Genomic DNA, 18,354 nt, shown 5'->3' with positions numbered 1-18,354 from the left:
TGGGGTTCACCCTCCTGCGAACGGGGGGAGCACCTCGACCGTGCCGCCCTCGGCAAGCCGTACCGTCTCATGGCTCCGGGTCCCGACGGGGTCGCCGTCGACCAGGAACGAGCACCGCTTGAGGACCTGGACGAGCTCGCCCGGGTGCTTCTCGCGGGCCGCGTCGAGGGCCTCGGCGAGGTGCTCGGCGGTGTACGGCTCCTCCGCGACACCGGCGGCGGCCTTGGCCGCGGCCCAGTAGCGGATGGTTCCCGCTGCCATAGCGGCGCTCCCTTCGTTCGTGTGCGCGCCGCCCCCCATGATGGGCTATGCGCGCGTCAGCCAGTTCCCGAGCCGGGCGAGCAGCTCCTCGTCCGCCGCGTTCTCGGCGTGCCCCATCCCCCGCTCCAGCCACAGCTCGGCCTCGCCGGCCCCGGCCAGCATCCGCGGGTGGTCGAGCGGGAAGTACGCGTCCCGGTCGCCGTGCACGATCAGCAGCGGGGTCGGCGCGATCAGCGGCACCGCCTCCACCGGGGAGAGGGGTACGGGGTCCCAGGCGCGGGCGTCGATGCGGGTGCGGAGCCCGTACCGCCCGACGAGGCGGCCCGCCGGCCGGGTGACGACCCAGTGGAGGCGGCGCATGGGCGCCGTCCCCCGGTAGTACCAGCGGGCGGGCGCGGAGACGGCGGCGACCGCGTCGGCGCGTCCGTCCGTCTCCCGCGCGAGGGCCGCGTGGCGCAGGACCACGGAGCCGCCCATGGAGAAGCCGACCGTCGCCACGCGCGCGTGGCCGAGCTCACGTGCCCAGCGGACGGCGGCGGCCAGGTCGAGGACCTCCCGGTCGCCGAGGGTGGAGAGACCGCCGGAGGCTCCGTGCCCCCGGAAGGAGAAGGTGATCACCGCCGCGCCCCGCTCGGCGAACACGCGTGCGGCACGGCGGACGGCCGGCCGGTCGGCCGACCCGGTGAACCCGTGGGCGACGACGACCGCCGTATCGGTGACACTGGCCTGAGAGGGTTCGTAAACCGCCTCGATCCGGACATCGTCATCCGTACGCAACATTGCCCGCCGGGAGCCGGAAGTGATCAGGGAGACATCCACCATATGAAATCGACCCTCTCCCTCTGAACTCATGTGGGCTATTCTCCTTGGCAGAGGATCCGGGCGACGCAGCCCCCGGGTCCTTTTGCGTTTTCCGACCGTTGTTACGGACGGATGAACAAAAGCTCTCAGGGCGCGAGAGCCGGCAGTGATCTGTACGAAGCAGTGCACGTCCTCGCAGGGACCGAGGAGGAACCGACGTTATGAGCGAGCGACCGAAGCACGACCGACCGACGGCAGGGACGGCAGGTGGTGCGCGATGAGCGCCTTGCTGCTCCTCACCAACGCTCTCCAGCCTTCCACCGAGGTGCTGCCCGCCCTCGGTCTGCTCCTGCACAACGTCCGGGTCGCCCCGGCGGAGGGCCCCGCCCTCGTGGACACCCCCGGCGCGGACGTGATCCTCGTCGACGGGCGGCGCGACCTCCCGCAGGTCCGCTCGCTCTGCCAGCTGCTCCGCTCCACCGGACCGGGCTGTCCGCTGATCCTCGTCGTCACCGAGGGCGGTCTCGCGGCCGTCACCGCCGACTGGGGCATCGACGACGTCCTCCTCGACACGGCGGGACCCGCCGAGGTCGAGGCGCGGCTGCGGCTCGCCATGGGCCGGCAGCAGATCGTCGCGGACGACTCCCCGATGGAGATCCGCAACGGCGACCTGTCGGTCGACGAGGCGACGTACAGCGCCAAGCTCAAGGGCCGGGTCCTGGACCTGACCTTCAAGGAGTTCGAGCTCCTCAAGTACCTGGCCCAGCACCCGGGCCGGGTCTTCACCCGCGCACAGCTCCTGCAGGAGGTGTGGGGGTACGACTACTTCGGCGGCACCCGGACGGTCGACGTCCACGTACGGCGGCTGCGGGCCAAGCTCGGCCCCGAGCACGAGTCGCTCATCGGCACCGTCCGTAACGTCGGCTACCGCTTCGTCACCCCCGAGAAGGTCGAGCGGGCCGCCGAGGAGGCGCGGGCCAAGGCCGAGGAGGCACGTGCGCAGGAGCAGGCGCGTGCGACCGCCCACGTCAAGGACGCCACGGGGGATGTCACCCCCCTGGCGGACAGGAACGTGGCGGATGCCACAGTGCGACCTGCCGGTAGGTAGGTCACCCCGCGTAGACTGCCGCGCGTGGCCAAGGTGACGCGGGATGACGTAGCTCGACTGGCAGGTACTTCGACCGCGGTCGTGAGCTACGTCATCAACAACGGACCCCGGCCGGTCGCCCCGGCCACGCGCGAGCGTGTCCTCGCCGCGATCAAGGAACTGGGCTACCGCCCCGACCGGGTCGCCCAGGCGATGGCGTCCCGCCGCACGGATCTCATAGGCATGATCGTGCCGGACGCGCGGCAGCCGTTCTTCGCGGAGATGGCGCACGCGGTCGAGCAGGCCGCCGCCGAGCGCGGGAAGATGGTCCTGGTCGGGAACTCCGACTACCGCGACGAGCGCGAGGTCCACTACCTGCGGGCCTTCCTCGGCATGCGGGTCTCCGGTCTGATCCTGGTCAGCCAGGGCATGAGCGAGCGGGCCGCGAGCGAGATCGAGGCCTGGGACGCGCGCGTGGTGCTGCTGCACGAGCGGCCCGAGGCCCTGGACGACGTCGCCGTCGTCACCGACGACATCGGCGGCGCCCAGCTCGCCACCCGGCACCTCCTGGAGCACGGCCACGCGTACGTGGCCTGCATGGGCGGCATCCCCAACACCCCGGCCGTCGGCGACCCCGTCGCCGACCACGAGGAGGGCTGGCGGCGGGCCATGCTGGAGGCGGGCCGCTCGATCGAGGGCCGGCTCTTCCAGGCCCCGTACAACCGCTACGACGCCTACCAGGTGGCCCTCAAGCTGCTCGCGGGCCCGGACAGGCCGCCGGCCATCTTCTGCTCCACCGACGACCAGGCCTTCGGTGTCCTGCGGGCGGCGCGCGAGCTGCGCATCGAGGTGCCGGCGGAGCTGGCGGTCGCGGGCTTCGACGACGTGAAGGAGGCGGCGCTCACCGACCCGCCGCTGACCACGGTCTCCTCGGACCGGCCGGCGATGGCCCGTGCGGCGGTGGACCTGGTCCTGGACGACTCGCTCCGCGTGGCGGGCTCGCGCCGCGAGCGCGTGAAGCTCTTCCCGTCGGCCCTGGTGGTCCGCCGCTCCTGCGGCTGCGACGGCGGCTGAGCGGTTCGACCGGCGCTCGACCGACGCTCGACAGGCGCTCGACCGGCGCTCGACCGGCGCTCGACCGGCGCTTCGACCGACCGAGAGCCCTCCCTTCCAGGAGGGTTCTTTATATCGGGCATACAGGGTTCTGTCGGGCTTCTCAGCCGGTCCTCAGACGGCTCTCATGAACAACTCCGAGAGTCATCTCCATGACGGACTTCCAGGAGCAGCAGCCGCAGCAGCCCTACTACCCGCCGCACCCGCCGAGGCCGCCCTACGCCCCGGCCCAGCCGCCGGCGGGCGCCGAGCAGACCGCCACCCGGCCGATCGTCACCGAGCCCGGCACCACCGTCTGGCCGTCCGGTGGGCACGTACCGCCGTCGGGTCCGCCCGCCCCGCCCGTCGCCCCCCTGGGCGCCCCGGCCGCCGCGCCCGCCGGAGGCCCCGGCTCCCGGCGCCGCGCCAAGCGCGGGGTCGGCCTCATGGCCGCCGTGGCGATCGCGGCCGCCGCGATCGGCGGCGGCACGGCGACGCTGGTCCAGCAGGCCACATCGGACACCCCCGTCGCCGCCTCCTCGAACGTGAACGGCACCAACGTCTCCACCGGCAACACGGGCACGGTCGCCGGCGTCGCCGAGGCCGTCTCCCCCTCCATCGTCGAGATCTCCGCGAGCTCCAGCTCCGGAAAGTCCACCGGCTCGGGCGTGATCATCACCTCCGACGGCGAGATCATCACCAACAACCACGTGATCTCCGGCGCGTCCGAGATCACCGTGCAGCTCAGCAACGGCAAGTCCTACCGGGCCGAGGTCGTCGGCACCGACCCCGACAAGGACCTCGCCCTCATCAAGCTCCAGGGCGCCTCCGGCCTCAAGACGGCCACCCTCGGCGACTCGTCCAAGGTGCGGGTCGGCGACCAGGTCGTCGCGATCGGCTCCCCCGAGGGCCTGACCGGGACCGTCACCAGCGGCATCGTCTCGGCCCTCGACCGGGACGTGACCGTGGCCAAGGACGACGACAGCCAGGACCAGCAGCAGGGACAGCAGCAGTACGACCCGCGGCAGGGCTGGCCGTTCGAGTTCGGCGGACAGCAGTTCAACGGCGACACCGGTTCGTCGAAGACCACGTACAAGGCGCTGCAGACCGACGCCTCGCTCAATCCGGGGAATTCCGGCGGCGCGTTGATCAATATGAACGGCGAGATCATCGGAATCAATTCGGCCATGTATTCGCCCAGTTCCTCGAACGGTTCGACGGCCGGCAGCGTCGGTCTCGGATTCGCCATCCCGGTCGACACCGTGAAGGCCGACCTGGACAGCCTGCGCGCGGGCGGCGACAACTGACCGGCGACCGTGCGGCGTGCGACGCTGAGCCCATGACCGCCCAGCGACACGAGCCCGAACGCATCCTCATCGTCGACGACGAGCCCGCCGTACGAGAGGCCCTGCGCCGCAGTCTCGCCTTCGAGGGGTACGAGACGCAGGACGCCGTGGACGGACTCGACGCGCTCGCCCGGATGGAGTCGTACGCCCCCGATCTCGTCGTCCTCGACGTCCAGATGCCCCGCATGGACGGGCTGACGGCGGCCCGCCGGATCAGGGCGTCGGGATCGACCGTGCCGATCCTGATGCTCACCGCGCGCGACACGGTCGGCGACCGGGTCACCGGGCTCGACGCGGGCGCCGACGACTACCTCGTGAAGCCGTTCGAGCTGGACGAGCTGTTCGCCCGGATCAGGGCGCTGCTGCGGCGCAGCTCGTACGCCTCCGCCACGGCCTCCGCCCCGGCCGACGCCGACGTGCTGTCCTTCGAGGACCTGCGGATGGACCTCGCCACCCGCGAGGTGACCCGCGGCGGGCGGACGGTGGAGCTGACGCGGACGGAGTTCACGCTCCTGGAGATGTTCCTGGCGCACCCGCGGCAGGTGCTGACCCGGGAGCAGATCCTCAAGGCCGTATGGGGCTTCGACTTCGAACCGAGCTCGAACTCACTGGACGTGTACGTGATGTACCTGCGGCGCAAGACGGAGGCGGGCGGCGAGCCGCGCCTCGTGCACACGGTGCGGGGCGTGGGATACGCGCTGCGCGGAGGGGGCGGGGAGTGAGAAGTCCCCTCGCCTGGTTCCGGTCGCGGCCGCTCCGCTCGCGCCTCGCCCTCCTCACGGCGTTCGCCGTGGCCGTGGCCGTGGCCGCGGTGTCGCTCGCGTGCTGGTTCGTGACGCGGACGCAGCTGGAGAACGAGATGGACGCCTCCCTGCGCAGCACCCGGCTCGACCCGAACGGGGTGCAGAGCCTGCTCACGCTGTGCCGGCAGGGCACGACACCGCCGCCGGTGGCCGGCTCGTACACGGTGCAGGTGATCTTCGCCAACGGCACCGTGTGCACCTCCGGCAAGGCCGCGATCCCGGCCGGGACCGGGGATCTCGCGGTGGCCAGGGGGCAGCTGGAGTTCACCCTGCACACGGTGAAGGACGACGCCGGCCGGGAGATGCGGGTCTTCACCTACCCGCAGGAGGGCCCGATCGGGCTCGCCGTCTCCGTCGCCCGCCCCCTCGACGAGATCGACAACTCGATGTCCACCCTGCGCTGGGTGCTCCTCCTGGTCTCCGGGATCGGCGTCGTCGGCGCGGGCGCGGCCGGCCTGTGGGTGGCGCGGACCGGTCTGGAGCCGGTGAACCGGCTGACCGGGGCGGTCGAGCACGTGGCCGCGACCGAGGACCTGACCGTGCGGATCCCGGTCGAGGGCGAGGACGAGATCGCCCGGCTCTCGCGTTCGTTCAACGCGATGACGGCGGCGCTCGCGACGTCCAGGGACCGGCAGGCGCAGCTGATCGCGGACGCCGGGCACGAGCTCCGTACGCCGCTGACCTCGCTCCGGACGAACGTCGAGCTGCTCGCGCGCAGCGAGGAGACCGGCCGGGCGATCCCGCCGGACGACCGGCGGGCCCTGATGGCCTCGGTGAAGGCGCAGATGACGGAGCTGGCGGCGCTGATCGGCGACCTCCAGGAGCTGGCCCGGCCGGACGCGGTGCAGCAGGGGCCGCTCGAAGTGGTCCCGCTGCACACGATCCTGCGGGCGGCGCTGGACCGGGCGCGGCTGCGCGGCCCGGAGCTGACCTTCGTGACCGATCTGGCGCCCTGGTACGTCCGGGCGGAACCGGCCGGCCTGGAGCGGGCCCTGGTGAACGTCCTGGACAACGCGGTGAAGTTCTCGCCGCCCCGTGGCCGGGTCGAGGTGACCCTGATGCGCGGCGAACTGACCGTCCGCGACCAGGGTCCCGGCATCGCGCCGGACGAGCTCCCGCACGTCTTCGACCGGTTCTGGCGCTCCCCGTCGGCACGCAGCCTCCCGGGCTCGGGGCTCGGCCTGTCGATCGTGGCCCGTACCGTCCACCACGCGGGCGGCACGATCGCCCTGACCCCGGCGGAGGGGGGCGGCACCGTGGCGACGCTCCGGCTGCCGGGGGCGCCGACCCCGCCGCCGTCAGTTGTGGCGGATGAGGGACTCGACGAGGCCTGAGCGGGTGTTGGGGTAGTCCAGGACGGTGATGCCGAGGCCCTTCCAGGTGTTCGCCGTGCCGTCGAGGAAGCCGTGGACGCGGGGGTTGAGGTTGTCGGAGTTCCACCGCGGCGGCAGGGACGCGGACGTGCTGACGAAGTTGATGTACAGCTTGCCGGGCTGCTCGACGGCCTTGCGGTAGTGGGCTTCGATCTTGGGGTACTTGGCGTTGGGCAGGGCGTTCCAGTCGTCCTGGAGCGCGATGGCCCCGCCGTCCCACCACTTGAGGCCGGGCAGGCCGCCGTTGTCGGCGATGAGGACGACCTTGCCGCGGGCCTCGCCCAGGGAGGGGACGGTGTCGCCGATGCGGAACAGCGAGCGCCAGCCCCGGTTGTCGAGGTAGTCGGTGAAGACGGCCCCGAAGGTGGCGTCGGAGTCCGACGAGTACTCCTGCTTGACCCTCATCAGGACGGTCTCGGAGGGGTGGGCGGCCAGGAAGTCGCGGCAGGCGACGAGGACGTCGCCGAACATCATGTTCTGGTACGAGGCGCCGTGGTGGATGGCGAAGGATCCGCCGGTGACCCGGCACCGTACGTCGAGGAATCTGATTCCGGCGGCGAGCTGCTGCGCGATCGTGGTGTTCTGGCACTCGGACCAGGGGCCGCCGAAGCGGGCGCCCGAGTCGTGGGTGCCGGGGATGGTGAGCTTCTGGAGCGGGGTGGGGTCGCCGTGGCCGGCCATCCAGTCCTGGGTGGTGGCCGCCCGTGCGGAGGGGGCACCGACCAGGAGGACGGCACCCGCCGCCGCGGCTCCCGCGAGAAAGCTTCTACGGTCCATGCGCGGAGTATGACGTGTACGCGTCACGTACACCAGGGTGCCGTGGCCTCGAACGAGGAGGGGGCGGCGGACCGTCGAACGGTCCACCGCCCCCCTGGGCCCAGCCGAGTCGCCCGGCCGGCAGCTCCTCGTGCGGAGTTACTTCACGACCGTGATCCGGCCCGTCGCCGGCGGGGCCAGCGGCGCGGTCGCGGTGGAGTGCGCCGCCAGGTAGGCGGTGAACAGGTCCAGGTCGGACGCGCCGACCAGCTTGTTCTTGTGCTCCTTCAGGACGGCGAAGCCGTCACCGCCGCCGGCCAGGAACTCGTTCATCGCGACCCGGTAGGTCTTCGACGGGTCGATCGCCTCGCCGTTCAGCTTCACCGAGGACACCACGATCCGGTCGGCGCCGGTCTTCGTCATGTCCAGGGTGTAGGTGAGGCCCTTCGAGATCTGGAGGATCTTCGGGGCGGCCTGGTTGGCACCGCTGACCTGCTGCTGGAGCGTGGTGATGAGCTGGGCGCCGGTCAGGTCGACCGCCGTCATCATGTTGGTGAACGGCTGGACCGTGTACGCCTCGCCGTAGGTCACCACCCCGTCGCCCTCGGCGCCGGACGCCTTGTGGACCAGCGGCGCGCGGACACCGCCCGGGTTCATCAGGGCCAGCTGCGCGCCGCCCTTGTCGGCCGGGGCCATGCCCTCGAGCTGCGCGTCCGCGATCAGGTTGCCCAGCGGCTTCTCGTACGCCGTCGCGTCGAGGGGGTTGTCGATGTCGGCGGAGATGAATCCGACGGGACGGCTCGCGATCGGCGCCGCCAGCGCGTTCCAGCGGGTGATCAGCCGGGTCATGTCCGCGGCCTTCGGCACGTCACGGGTGACGACGTGGTTCGCGGAGGCGACCGCGGTGCGGACGATGTCCTTCGTACGACGGTCGTAGGTGAGCGTCGTGTCGGTGTAGAGCCGGCCGAAGGAGGCCGCCGAGGTGACCGTGCGCGGCTTGCCCGCCGGGTCCGGGATGGTGCACGCGTACGCCTGGTGGGTGTGGCCCGTGACCAGGGCGTCGACCTGCGGGCTGACGTTCTTCGCGATGTCCACGATCGGGCCGGAGATGCCGTTGCCGGGACCCGGGCTGTCACAGTCGTAGTTGTACGCGCCCGAGGCCGGCAGGCCGCCCTCGTGGAGCAGGGCGACGATCGACTTCACGCCCTTGCGCTCCAGCACCTTGGCGTACTTGTTGATCGTCTCGACCTCGTCGCCGAACTTCAGGCCCTTGATGCCCTCGGCGGAGACGATGTTCGCCGTGCCCTCCAGGGTCACGCCGATGAAGCCGATCTTGACTCCGTTGCGCTCCCAGACGAAGTACGGGTCGAGCAGCGGCTTGCCGCTCTTCTCGTTCGTCACGTTGGCGGCGAGGTACGGGAAGTCCGCGCCCCGGAACCGCTTGCCCTTCTCGAAGCAGCCGGCGGTCGGGTGACAGCCGCCGTTCTGGATCCGGGCCAGCTCGCGCGCACCCTCGTCGAACTCGTGGTTGCCGACCGAGCTCACGTCGAGCTTCAGCTTGTTCAGCGCCTCGATGGTCGGCTCGTCGTGGAACAGTCCGGAGACCAGCGGCGAGGCGCCGATCATGTCGCCCGCGGCGGCGGTGACGGAGTACCGGTTGCCCTGGCGGGCCTGCCGCAGGTGCGTGGCCAGGTACTCGACGCCGCCGACGTCGTTGAGGGTCTCGGTCGTGCCGTCTTCCTTGAGGCGGGTGAGCCGGCCCGCCGAGCCGGTCGGCGGCTCCAGGTTGCCGTGCAGGTCGTTGAAGGAGAGCAGCTGGACGTCGACGTACCGCCCGTGGTTTCCCCCGCCCTTGGTCCCCGAGGCGCCCGCGGGCAGCGCGGCGACGAGTGCGCCGACGGTGGCGAGCCCCGCGCCGACGGCGAGTATCCGCGCGGCTGTCCTCTTCTTCTTCGGTGTCGCTGCCATCGCTCCCCTTGTCCCCGCGCCCGTTCCGGTGCGCCTCTCGACTGCTGACGTGCCAGCGAAGCCTAGAGTCAACGCGCGTAGCGCAACAGGGGGTAGCGGGTTACGAGACAGTTGCCGTCGCCTTTCCCCGGGGCGGCCGCGCGTCACCGTAGGCTCGGGTCCATGACTTCCGACGCGGCGCCGGCCCTCGAACCCGGACGGCAGATCCACACCTACGACGAGCTCACGCCCGAGCAGATCCAGGACGTACTGGACCTGCTGAAGGCCGCGGACCAGGCCGACGGCGTGCACGCCGTCTCCGAGCAGGGCCGGCTCTACCTCCGGCACGGCGGACGCGAGGGCGTGCGGCACTTCCTCCTCACCGTCGGCCCCCATCTCTACGGCTACGCCCAGCTGGAGGAGACCGACCCCATCGAGGCCCCGGCCGCCGAGCTCGTGGTCCACCCCGGCCACCGCGGCCGCGGCCACGGCCGGGCGCTCGGCACCGCCCTGCTCGCCGCCTCCGGCAAGCGGCTGCGCGTCTGGGCGCACGGCGGAAAGTCCGCCGCCCGGCACCTCGCCCAGGTCCTCGGTCTGACCCTGTTCCGCGAACTGCGCCAGCTCCGCCGCTCCCTGACCCCGCTCGACATCCCGGAGCCGGTGCTCCCCGAGGGCGTCACCGTCCGCACCTTCGTCCCCGGCCAGGACGACACGGCCTGGCTGGCCGTCAACTCCGCGGCCTTCGCGCACCACCCCGAGCAGGGCTCGCTCACCCAGCGGGACCTGGACGACCGGATGGCCGAGCCCTGGTTCGACCCGAAGGGCTTCTTCCTCGCGGAGAAGGACGGCCGGCTCGTCGGCTTCCACTGGACGAAGACCCACGCCGAGGAGCAGCTCGGCGAGGTGTACGTCGTCGGCATCCTGCCCGACGCGCAGGGCGGCGGCCTGGGCAAGGCGCTCACCGCGACCGGGCTGCGGCACCTGGCGGCGCAGGCGCTGCCGACGGCGATGCTGTACGTGGACGCCGACAACACGGCGGCGGTGACGGTGTACGAGCGGCTGGGCTTCGTCACGCACGAGGTGGACCTGATGTACCGCACGGAGTCGTAGCCCAGCGGAGCCGTAGGCGCGGAGCCGGAGAAGCCGGCGAAGCCGAGTTGTAACACCTGTGACTCAGGGGGCGGTTGACACCGCCCCCTTCTTTCCACCACCCTTTCACTACTTGATTAGTGAAAGGGTGGTGGAAGCGATCGTGGTCGAGTACCGCATCGACCGGCGCAGTGGCGTCGCCACCTACCTCCAGATCGTCCAGCAGACGAAACAGGCCCTCCGGATGGGCCTCCTGGAGCCCGGCGACCGACTGCCCACCGCACGTGAGGTCGTCGAAGCGACGGCCATCAATCCCAACACGGTCCTCAAGGCCTACCGCGAGCTCGAACGCGAAGGCCTCGTCGAGGCCCGCCGCGGCCTCGGCACCTTCGTCCGCGCCACGCTCGGCACCGGCCCGGCCGACTCGCCCCTGCGCGGCGAACTCGCCGACTGGGCCCGCCGCGCCCGCGCCGCCGGCCTGGACCGCGAAGACGTGGCCGCGCTCTTCACATCCGTACTGAAGGAACACTTCGAGGGGGACGACGCATGACGAGAGACGGCATCGCGCTGGAGGCCGATCTCCTGGGCAAGAAATACGGGGGCAGAACCCACGGCTGGGCCCTGCGGGAGTGCGCCTTCGCCCTCCCCGCCGGCCGGGTCTGCGCCCTCGTCGGCCCCAACGGCGCCGGCAAATCGACCCTCCTCGCCCTCGCGGCGGGGCTCATCCGCCCCACCGAGGGCACCATCGAGGCCCCGGCCCGCGAACACCTCGCCTACGTCGCCCAGGACAAGCCGCTCCACCCCCGGCTCACCGTCGCCGACACCCTGCGCATGGGCCGCGAACTCAACCCGGACCGCTGGGACGACACCGCCGCCCGGCGCGCCCTCGCCGACACGCTCGACCCCGAAGCCGTCGTACGGACCCTCTCCGGCGGCCAGCGCACCCGCCTCGCGCTCGCGCTCGCCCTCGGCAAGCGACCCGAACTGGTGCTCCTCGACGAGCCGATGGCCGACCTCGACCCGCTCGCCCGGCACCAGCTCATGGGCCTGCTCATGGCCGACGCCGCCGAACGCGGCACCACCGTCGTCATGTCCTCCCACGTCCTCACCGAGCTGGAGGGCGCCTGCGACCACCTCCTGCTGCTCCACGGCGGCCGGATCCGCCTCGACGGACCCGTCGACGAACTCCTCGCCGCCCACACCCTGCTCACCGGCCCGGTCGCCGACCTCGCCCCGCACACGGTCGTCGAGTCCCGCACGACGGGCCGTCAACTCACCGCCCTGATCCGCCGCGAGGGGCCCGTCGAAGGCCCCTGGGAGACAAGGGACCCCTCCCTGGAGGACCTCCTCCTCGCCCACCTCCGCACCACCGAAGGAGCCCCGGCATGAGCACCCTCGCCCTGAAGGGCCCCTACTGGGTGACGGTCCGCCAGTACCGGCGCACGCTGTGGCTGGTGGGGGCCGCGGTGGCCGCCTCCCTCGCGGTCGTCGGCGCCCTGCGGATCTGGGAGGCCCAGGACCGGGCCTCGGGATCGTTCCCGTACGAACACCGCCTCGGCTACGACATGCTGCGCGGAGCCATGGAGCAGCTCTCCAACGCCATGATCGCGCTGCCGCTGCTCGTCGGCGCGTTCGTCGCCGGCCCGCTGATCGCCCGCGAGCTGGAGTCGGGCACGTACAAGCTCTCGCTCACCCAGTCGATCAGCCCGACGACCTGGCTGCGCTCCAAGCTCCTCACGGCGACCGCCGTCGCCCTCGGTGCCACGCTCGCCCTGATCGCCGTCTACCGGCTCGGCTGGACACAGGTCTCGGGCTCGTGGGGCTTCCACTGGTTCGACCGTGGCGCGTACGAGGCCACCGGCATCGTCCTCATCGCGTACGTCCTGCTCGCCGTCGCCGTCGGCGCCCTCGCCGGCCAGCTGATCCGCCGCACGCTGGTGGCCATGGCCGCCACCGGCGGGATCGTCGGCCTGGTCCTGCTCACCCTCGGGGCCTTCCGCTGGGACTTCCTGCCGGTGGAGACGATCACCGGCCCCGCGAGGGAGAACTCCTCCCTCATCGCCACCCCCGACAACGGGATGTTCGTCGACCAGGGACTGCTCGGCGCCTCCGGCGATCGCCTGCCCGGCTGGTTCTGCACCCCCGACTCCCCTCCCGGCGCCGCCTGCCGCCCCGACGAGCAGGTCACCACCCAGTACCTCGACTACCACCCCGGGTCACACTTCTGGCCCACCCAGCTCATCGAGAGCGGCATCGTCCTCGCCCTCGCCGCCCTCGCGCTCTACGCCGCCTTCCGCGTCCTGCGCGCCCGGCACCCGTAAGGGCGCACCGGCACCCGTAAAACATTCAAACGATCAGGGGCGGGGCCCGCACACGGCCCCGCCCCCGATTCCCGTACGACATGTCGTCGTTACCGGCCATTCAGACGCGCTTGCGACGCTCACGCAATGAAGCGCTCCGTGACCCCGCCCGGCAGGGCGGCCCTCCCCAAGGGGAGACTTCCCTCCCCCACGGCCCGCTCCGACGCGCCCGACCACCCCTTCGCGCGGAAGAATGGGGCCATGAGCCAGCAGCCCGCCGAGGTCCCGGTCCAGTCCTCCGCCACGCAGTCCGTCCCGTCGTCCGCTCCGTCGTCCGCCCGGTCGTCCGCCGACTCCATAGCCGCGCGCCGCGCGACCGTGGTCAACGGTGCCGTCGTGACCGACATCGACGCGGATCTCGACGCCGACCCGGACACCTACGAGGACGACGGCGCGCTCGGCGACGAGCTGCCGCAGGGGCGTTTCCTCGACCGGGAGCGCAGCTGGCTCGCCTTCAACGAGCGCGTGCTCGAACTGGCCGAGGACCCCACCACCCCGCTCCTCGAACGGGCGAACTTCCTCGCGATCTTCGCGTCGAACCTCGACGAGTTCTTCATGGTCCGGGTCGCCGGCCTCAAGCGCCGCATCGCCACCGGCGTCGCCACCCGCTCCGCCTCCGGCCTCCAGCCCCGCGAGGTCCTCGACCTGATCTGGACCCGCTCGCGCGAACTCATGGCCCGGCACGCGGCCTGCTTCCAGCAGGACGTGGCCCCGGCCCTCGCCGACGAGGGCATCCACCTGATCCGCTGGCCCGAGCTCACGGAGAAGGAGCAGGCGCGCCTCTTCACCCTGTTCCGGCAGCAGATCTTCCCGGTCCTCACGCCGCTGGCCGTGGACCCGGCACATCCCTTCCCGTACATCTCGGGACTCTCGCTCAACCTCGCCGTCGTCGTACGCAATCCGGTCAGCGGCCACCGGCACTTCGCCCGCGTGAAGGTGCCGCCGCTGCTGTCCCGCTTCCTCGAAGCCTCCCCGCAGCGCTACGTACCCCTCGAGGACGTCATCGCGGCACACCTGGAGGAGCTCTTCCCCGGCATGGAGGTGCTCGCGCACCACATGTTCCGGGTGACCAGGAACGAGGACCTGGAGGTCGAGGAGGACGACGCCGAGAACCTGCTCCAGGCCCTGGAGAAGGAGCTCATGCGGCGCCGCTTCGGCCCGCCGGTGCGCCTCGAGGTCGAGGAGTCCATCGACCCGTACGTCCTCGACCTCCTCGTCCGCGAGCTCAAGGTCTCCGACGCCGAGGTCTACCCGCTGCCCGGACCGCTCGACCTCACCGGTCTCTTCGGGATCGCCGGGCAGGACCGGCCCGAGCTCAAGTTCCCCAAGTTCGTGGCCGGCACCCACCGGGACCTCGCCGAGGTCGAGTCCGCGTCCGCACCGGACATCTTCGCGGCGCTGCGCGAGCGGGACGTCCTGCTCCACCACCCGTACGACTCGTTCTCGACGTCCGTGCAGGCCTTCCTGGAGCAGGCCGCGGCCGACCCGGACGTCCTCGCCATCAAGCAGACGCTGTACCGGACCTCCGGCGACTCCCCGATAGTCGACGCCCTCATCGACGCCGCCGAGTCCGGCAAGCAGGTCCTCGTCCTCGTCGAGATCAAGGCCCGCTTCGACGAGCAGGCCAACATCAAGTGGGCCCGCAAGCTGGAGGAGGCCGGCTGCCACGTCGTGTACGGCCTCGTCGGCCTGAAGACCCACTGCAAGCTGTCGCTCGTCGTACGGCAGGAGGGCGAGCTCCTGCGCCGCTACTCCCACGTCGGCACCGGCAACTACCACCCGAAGACGGCCCGCCTCTACGAGGACCTGGGCCTGCTGACCGCCGACCCGCAGGTCGGCGCGGACCTCTCGGACCTGTTCAACCGGCTCTCCGGCTACTCCCGCCGCGAGACGTACCGCCGGCTGCTCACCGCCCCGAAGTCGCTGCGCGACGGGCTCGTCTCCCGGATCACCAAGGAGATCGCCCACCACCGCGCCGGCCGGCCCGCGTACGTCCGGATCAAGGTCAACTCGATGGTCGACGAGGCCGTCATCGACGCCTGCTACCAGGCCTCGCGGGCGGGCGTCCCGGTCGACATCTGGGTCCGCGGCATCTGCGCCGTACGCCCCGGGGTCACCGGCCTCTCGGAGAACATCCGGGTCCGTTCGATCCTCGGCCGCTTCCTGGAGCACTCCCGGATCTTCGCCTTCGGCAACGGCGGCGAACCCGAGGTGTGGTTCGGCAGCGCCGACATGATGCACCGCAACCTGGACCGCCGGATCGAGGCCCTCGTACGGGTCTCGGACCCGGCGCACCGGGCAGCGCTCACCCGGCTCCTGGAGACCGGGATGTCCGACACCACCTCCTCCTGGCACCTCGGCCCCGACGGGAACTGGACGCGGCACGCGACCGACCCCGAGGGCCGACCGCTCCGGCACGTCCAGGAGATGCTCATCGACGCGCGGAGGCGCCGGCGTGCACAACCCTGACCAGTCGCAGGACGTCTCGGCGGGCGAGGTCCTGGCCCCCTACCTGCACGCCCGGGCCGCGGACTTCCTCCGCGGTCTCCGGCTCCACGGCGAGAGCGGCTCGGACACGGCCGGATCGGAGGAGGCGGCCCGCACGCTGCGCGGCGCCGCCCGCCGCATCAGCGGGACGCTCCACACGTTCCGGCCGCTGCTCGACACCGCCTGGGCGGACCAGCTGCGCACCGAGCTCGCCTGGCTCTCGGGCACCCTCGCCCTGGAACACGCCTGCACCTCACGACTGATCCGCCTGGTGGACGCACTGTCCCGCCTGTCGAGCGGCGCGGGCGGCATGAACGGCAGCGGCCCCGTCCCCGCCGCCCGCGGCAGCGAGACGGCCGGCCTCACCGTCGGCGCCGCCCGCGCGGGCGCCCTCCTGGAACGGCAGCTCACCCTGGCCCGGACGCGCGCCCACTCGGCGTCGCTCCAGGCACTGGGCTCGGCCCGCTTCCACGCGGTCGCCGACGCCGTCGCACTCCTCGCCTCCGAGGTCCCGCTCGGCCCCGCGGGCAGCGCCCCCGCCGTCGAGGTCCTGGACGGCGCCGCCGAGGTCGCCGAGCGGCGCCTCCTGGACGCGGTGGCCGCCCTGCCGCTGACGCGGGCGGCCCACCCGTACAACGCGGACGCCCTCGCCCTGGCCACCGGGGAGAGCCAGGACGCCCCCTGGCACCAGACCCGGCTCCTGCTCCGCCTGCACCGCTACGCCACCGAGGCCCTGCACACCGGGGGCGAACCCGACGCCGTCCTGTTCGAGGCCGCCCGCGCCCTCGACCGGCACCGGGACGCCGCCGAGGCCGCGTCGGCAGCCGCCGCGGCCGCCCGCACACCCCGGATCGCCCCGGCCACCGCGTACGCCCTGGGCGTCCTCCACGCCGACCAGCGCCACGAGGTCGAGGCCTCCCGCTTCGCCTTCCAACGAACCTGGCGAAGAACGACGGCGCCCGTCCCATGAGCGGGGAACGCCGGGATCCTGTCCGAGCGGCCGGGTGCGTCCTGTGGCGCCCGGCGGTTTCCGGCCACGACATCGAGATCGCGCTGGTCCACCGGCCGAAGTACGACGATTGGTCGCACCCGAAAGGCAAGCGTAAGCGGGACGAATCGGCGGAGGCGTGCGCGCTGCGCGAGGTCCTGGAGGAGACGGGCCAGGACTGCGCGCTCGGCCTCCGGCTGCCGACGGTCCGCTACACGGTGGACGGCCGCCCGAAAGAGGTCGAGTACTGGGCGGGCCGCGCCCTCGGCGGCACGTTCACCCCGAGCCGCGAGGTCGACCGTGTCGTCTGGCTGCCGCCCGTGGCGGCCCGCCTGCGCCTCACCCAGCCGCGGGACCGCGACCTCCTGAACGCCCTGACGGCGAAGGCGACGGGCTAGCCTCGGGTCGGCCGACCCTCGGCAGACATCCATCCCCTTGCCACGCCGCACCTCGCGGCGCCTGCCACGCCGTGGCGCCCGTCGCGCCATACGCTTCGGAGCCCGTCGCGCCAGACGCTTCGGAGCCCGTCGCGCCAGACGCTTCGGAGCCCGTCGCGCCAGACGCCGCAGCGCCCGTCACGGCGTCGACCGGCACGTCACCGTCACCCGCTCGGGGGGTCCCGCACCCGGCCTTCCGGCACGGTTCACTTTCCGTTCACTCTGTTCCGTCGACCGCTTCACCTGTTCTGCCTAATTTCGGCCTTACACGGTGCACAGAGCACAGCGATGCACCACCAACCGACACACGCCGCCGTAGAACGTTCAGGACACTCGGTCCGCGACAAGGCGGCTTCTGGAAGGAACACCCGAAAGTGAAGCTTTCGCGCAAGAACGGGCTTCGCGCCTCCGCGATCGGTGCCCTCGTCGTCTCCGGTGCGCTCGTCCTCTCGGCGTGTGGCTCGGACAACAACACGGAGACGCCGGCCAAGGAAGGCGGCACCAAGACCTCCACCGCCGCCTCGAACATCGCCTGTGAGGGCGCCAAGGGCCAGCTCCTCGCCGCCGGCTCCAGCGCGCAGAAGAACGCGATGGACCTCTGGGTCAAGAACTTCCAGGCCGCGTGCTCCGGTGTCGAGATCAACTACCAGGCCATCGGCTCCGGCGGTGGCATCACCAAGTTCAACCAGGGCCAGGTCGCCTTCGCGGGCTCCGACTCCGCCCTGAAGGACGAAGAGGTCGCCGAGTCGGCGAAGATCTGCAAGACCGGCAAGGGCGTCAACCTGCCCATGGTCGGCGGCCCCATCGCCATCGGCTACAAGCTGGACGGCGTGGACAACCTGGTCCTCGACGCCTCCACCATCGCCAAGATCTTCGACAACAAGATCACCAAGTGGAACGACCCGGCGATCGCCAAGCTGAACCCGGGCGCCAAGCTTCCCGACAGCACGATCCAGGCCTTCCACCGCTCGGACGAGTCGGGCACCACCCAGAACCTGGGCAAGTACCTCTCCACCGCGGCCGCCGCCGACTGGAAGCACGACCCGAAGTCGAAGTCGTGGCCCGCCCAGGGTGGCCAGGCCGCCAACGGCTCCTCCGGTGTCGCCACCGCGGTGAAGGACGCCGAGGGCTCCATCGGCTACTTCGAGCTCTCGTACGCCACCGCGAACAAGATCTCCACCGTCAGCATCAACACCGGTGCCGCCGCCCCGGTCGCCGCCTCCTCGGAGAACGCGTCCAAGGCCATCGCCGCCGCCAAGATCAAGGGCACGGGCAGCGACGTCGCCCTCTCCCTCGACTACGCGACGAAGGCCGAGGGTGCCTACCCGATCGTCCTCGTCACCTACGAGATCGCCTGCGACAAGGGCAACAAGGCGGAGACCCTGCCGACCCTGAAGGCGTTCCTCAACTACACCGTGAGCGAGGAGGGCCAGAAGGTCCTCGCCGACGCCGGCTACGCCCCGCTCCCGGCCGAGATCGCCGCGAAGGTCCGCGCGATCGTCCCCACCCTGTCCTGACCCCCGGCCG

The 18,354-nt window shown here is 71.8% G+C and carries 17 protein-coding genes; 13 read left to right on the top strand and 4 right to left on the bottom strand.

Annotation, left to right across the window (positions count from 1 at the left end; all coding sequences use genetic code 11):
- Nucleotides 1-6 precede the first annotated feature (6 nt).
- Together ACFQ79_RS14830 and ACFQ79_RS14825 are read right to left on the bottom strand one after the other, a co-directional pair.
- Nucleotides 7-261 (bottom strand): MoaD/ThiS family protein, encoded by a 255-nt coding sequence (locus ACFQ79_RS14830; RefSeq protein WP_383583043.1) that lies wholly within the window; start codon nucleotides 259-261, stop codon nucleotides 7-9.
- Nucleotides 262-306: 45 nt separating this feature from the next.
- Nucleotides 307-1,113, bottom strand: a complete 807-nt coding sequence (locus ACFQ79_RS14825; protein WP_383583041.1) for an alpha/beta hydrolase — start codon at nucleotides 1,111-1,113, stop codon at nucleotides 307-309.
- A 226-nt stretch (nucleotides 1,114-1,339) separates the two neighbouring features.
- Here ACFQ79_RS14825 and ACFQ79_RS14820 point away from each other — a divergent pair, with 226 nt between their 5' ends.
- From ACFQ79_RS14820 to ACFQ79_RS14800, 5 genes are all read left to right on the top strand, one after another.
- Complete coding sequence (locus ACFQ79_RS14820) at nucleotides 1,340-2,170, top strand: response regulator transcription factor (RefSeq protein WP_383583038.1); 831 nt, start codon at nucleotides 1,340-1,342, stop codon at nucleotides 2,168-2,170.
- A 24-nt stretch (nucleotides 2,171-2,194) separates the two neighbouring features.
- Complete coding sequence (locus tag ACFQ79_RS14815) at nucleotides 2,195-3,223, top strand: LacI family DNA-binding transcriptional regulator (RefSeq protein WP_383583035.1); 1,029 nt, start codon at nucleotides 2,195-2,197, stop codon at nucleotides 3,221-3,223.
- A gap of 191 nt (nucleotides 3,224-3,414) precedes the next feature.
- Nucleotides 3,415-4,548: a S1C family serine protease gene (locus tag ACFQ79_RS14810; RefSeq protein ID WP_383583032.1), complete on the top strand. Its 1,134-nt coding sequence runs from the start codon at nucleotides 3,415-3,417 to the stop codon at nucleotides 4,546-4,548.
- A 32-nt stretch (nucleotides 4,549-4,580) separates the two neighbouring features.
- Nucleotides 4,581-5,309 (top strand): response regulator transcription factor, encoded by a 729-nt coding sequence (locus tag ACFQ79_RS14805; RefSeq protein WP_383583027.1) that lies wholly within the window; start codon nucleotides 4,581-4,583, stop codon nucleotides 5,307-5,309.
- Complete coding sequence (locus ACFQ79_RS14800; protein ID WP_383583025.1) at nucleotides 5,306-6,724, top strand: sensor histidine kinase; 1,419 nt, start codon at nucleotides 5,306-5,308, stop codon at nucleotides 6,722-6,724. Before ACFQ79_RS14805 ends, ACFQ79_RS14800 begins: the two co-directional genes overlap by 4 nt.
- On the opposite strand, the gene ACFQ79_RS14795 is transcribed toward ACFQ79_RS14800, so the two are convergent.
- On the bottom strand, nucleotides 6,689-7,540 hold the full coding sequence (locus ACFQ79_RS14795) for a phosphatidylinositol-specific phospholipase C (RefSeq protein WP_266967582.1): 852 nt from the start codon (nucleotides 7,538-7,540) through the stop codon (nucleotides 6,689-6,691). The genes ACFQ79_RS14800 and ACFQ79_RS14795 overlap by 36 nt on opposite strands.
- A gap of 138 nt (nucleotides 7,541-7,678) precedes the next feature.
- Nucleotides 7,679-9,487 carry a bifunctional metallophosphatase/5'-nucleotidase gene (locus tag ACFQ79_RS14790; protein WP_383583022.1) on the bottom strand — a complete coding sequence of 603 codons (1,809 nt, stop codon included), beginning with the start codon at nucleotides 9,485-9,487 and terminating at the stop codon, nucleotides 7,679-7,681.
- Nucleotides 9,488-9,649: 162 nt separating this feature from the next.
- Here ACFQ79_RS14790 and mshD point away from each other — a divergent pair, with 162 nt between their 5' ends.
- The 8 genes from mshD to pstS all read left to right on the top strand — a co-directional run bounded on the left by mshD (nucleotide 9,650) and on the right by pstS (nucleotide 18,344).
- Entirely contained in the window at nucleotides 9,650-10,576 is a 927-nt protein-coding gene (mshD, locus tag ACFQ79_RS14785; RefSeq protein ID WP_383583019.1) for a mycothiol synthase, read from the top strand.
- 142 nt (nucleotides 10,577-10,718) lie between these two features.
- Entirely contained in the window at nucleotides 10,719-11,105 is a 387-nt protein-coding gene (locus ACFQ79_RS14780; RefSeq protein ID WP_250761656.1) for a GntR family transcriptional regulator, read from the top strand.
- Nucleotides 11,102-11,944 carry an ABC transporter ATP-binding protein gene (locus ACFQ79_RS14775; RefSeq protein ID WP_383583017.1) on the top strand — a complete coding sequence of 281 codons (843 nt, stop codon included), beginning with the start codon at nucleotides 11,102-11,104 and terminating at the stop codon, nucleotides 11,942-11,944. The genes ACFQ79_RS14780 and ACFQ79_RS14775 overlap by 4 nt, the downstream gene beginning before the upstream one ends.
- Nucleotides 11,941-12,876 (top strand): ABC transporter permease, encoded by a 936-nt coding sequence (locus ACFQ79_RS14770; RefSeq protein WP_383583013.1) that lies wholly within the window; start codon nucleotides 11,941-11,943, stop codon nucleotides 12,874-12,876. The genes ACFQ79_RS14775 and ACFQ79_RS14770 overlap by 4 nt, the downstream gene beginning before the upstream one ends.
- 240 nt (nucleotides 12,877-13,116) lie before the next feature.
- Complete coding sequence (locus ACFQ79_RS14765; protein WP_383583010.1) at nucleotides 13,117-15,384, top strand: RNA degradosome polyphosphate kinase; 2,268 nt, start codon at nucleotides 13,117-13,119, stop codon at nucleotides 15,382-15,384.
- Nucleotides 15,371-16,372 carry a CHAD domain-containing protein gene (locus tag ACFQ79_RS14760; protein WP_383583008.1) on the top strand — a complete coding sequence of 334 codons (1,002 nt, stop codon included), beginning with the start codon at nucleotides 15,371-15,373 and terminating at the stop codon, nucleotides 16,370-16,372. The genes ACFQ79_RS14765 and ACFQ79_RS14760 overlap by 14 nt, the downstream gene beginning before the upstream one ends.
- Nucleotides 16,369-16,788, top strand: a complete 420-nt coding sequence (locus tag ACFQ79_RS14755) for an NUDIX hydrolase (protein WP_383583006.1) — start codon at nucleotides 16,369-16,371, stop codon at nucleotides 16,786-16,788. The genes ACFQ79_RS14760 and ACFQ79_RS14755 overlap by 4 nt, the downstream gene beginning before the upstream one ends.
- Nucleotides 16,789-17,201: 413 nt before the next feature.
- Nucleotides 17,202-18,344 carry a phosphate ABC transporter substrate-binding protein PstS gene (gene pstS, locus ACFQ79_RS14750; RefSeq protein ID WP_383583004.1) on the top strand — a complete coding sequence of 381 codons (1,143 nt, stop codon included), beginning with the start codon at nucleotides 17,202-17,204 and terminating at the stop codon, nucleotides 18,342-18,344.
- Nucleotides 18,345-18,354 lie beyond the last annotated feature (10 nt).

It is taken from the genome of Streptomyces sp. NPDC056480 (genome assembly GCF_042795405.1).
GTDB lineage: Bacteria > Actinomycetota > Actinomycetes > Streptomycetales > Streptomycetaceae > Streptomyces.
The sequence above is the reverse complement of the archived record's forward strand: the minus strand, read 5'-3'. Positions and strand labels throughout refer to the sequence as shown.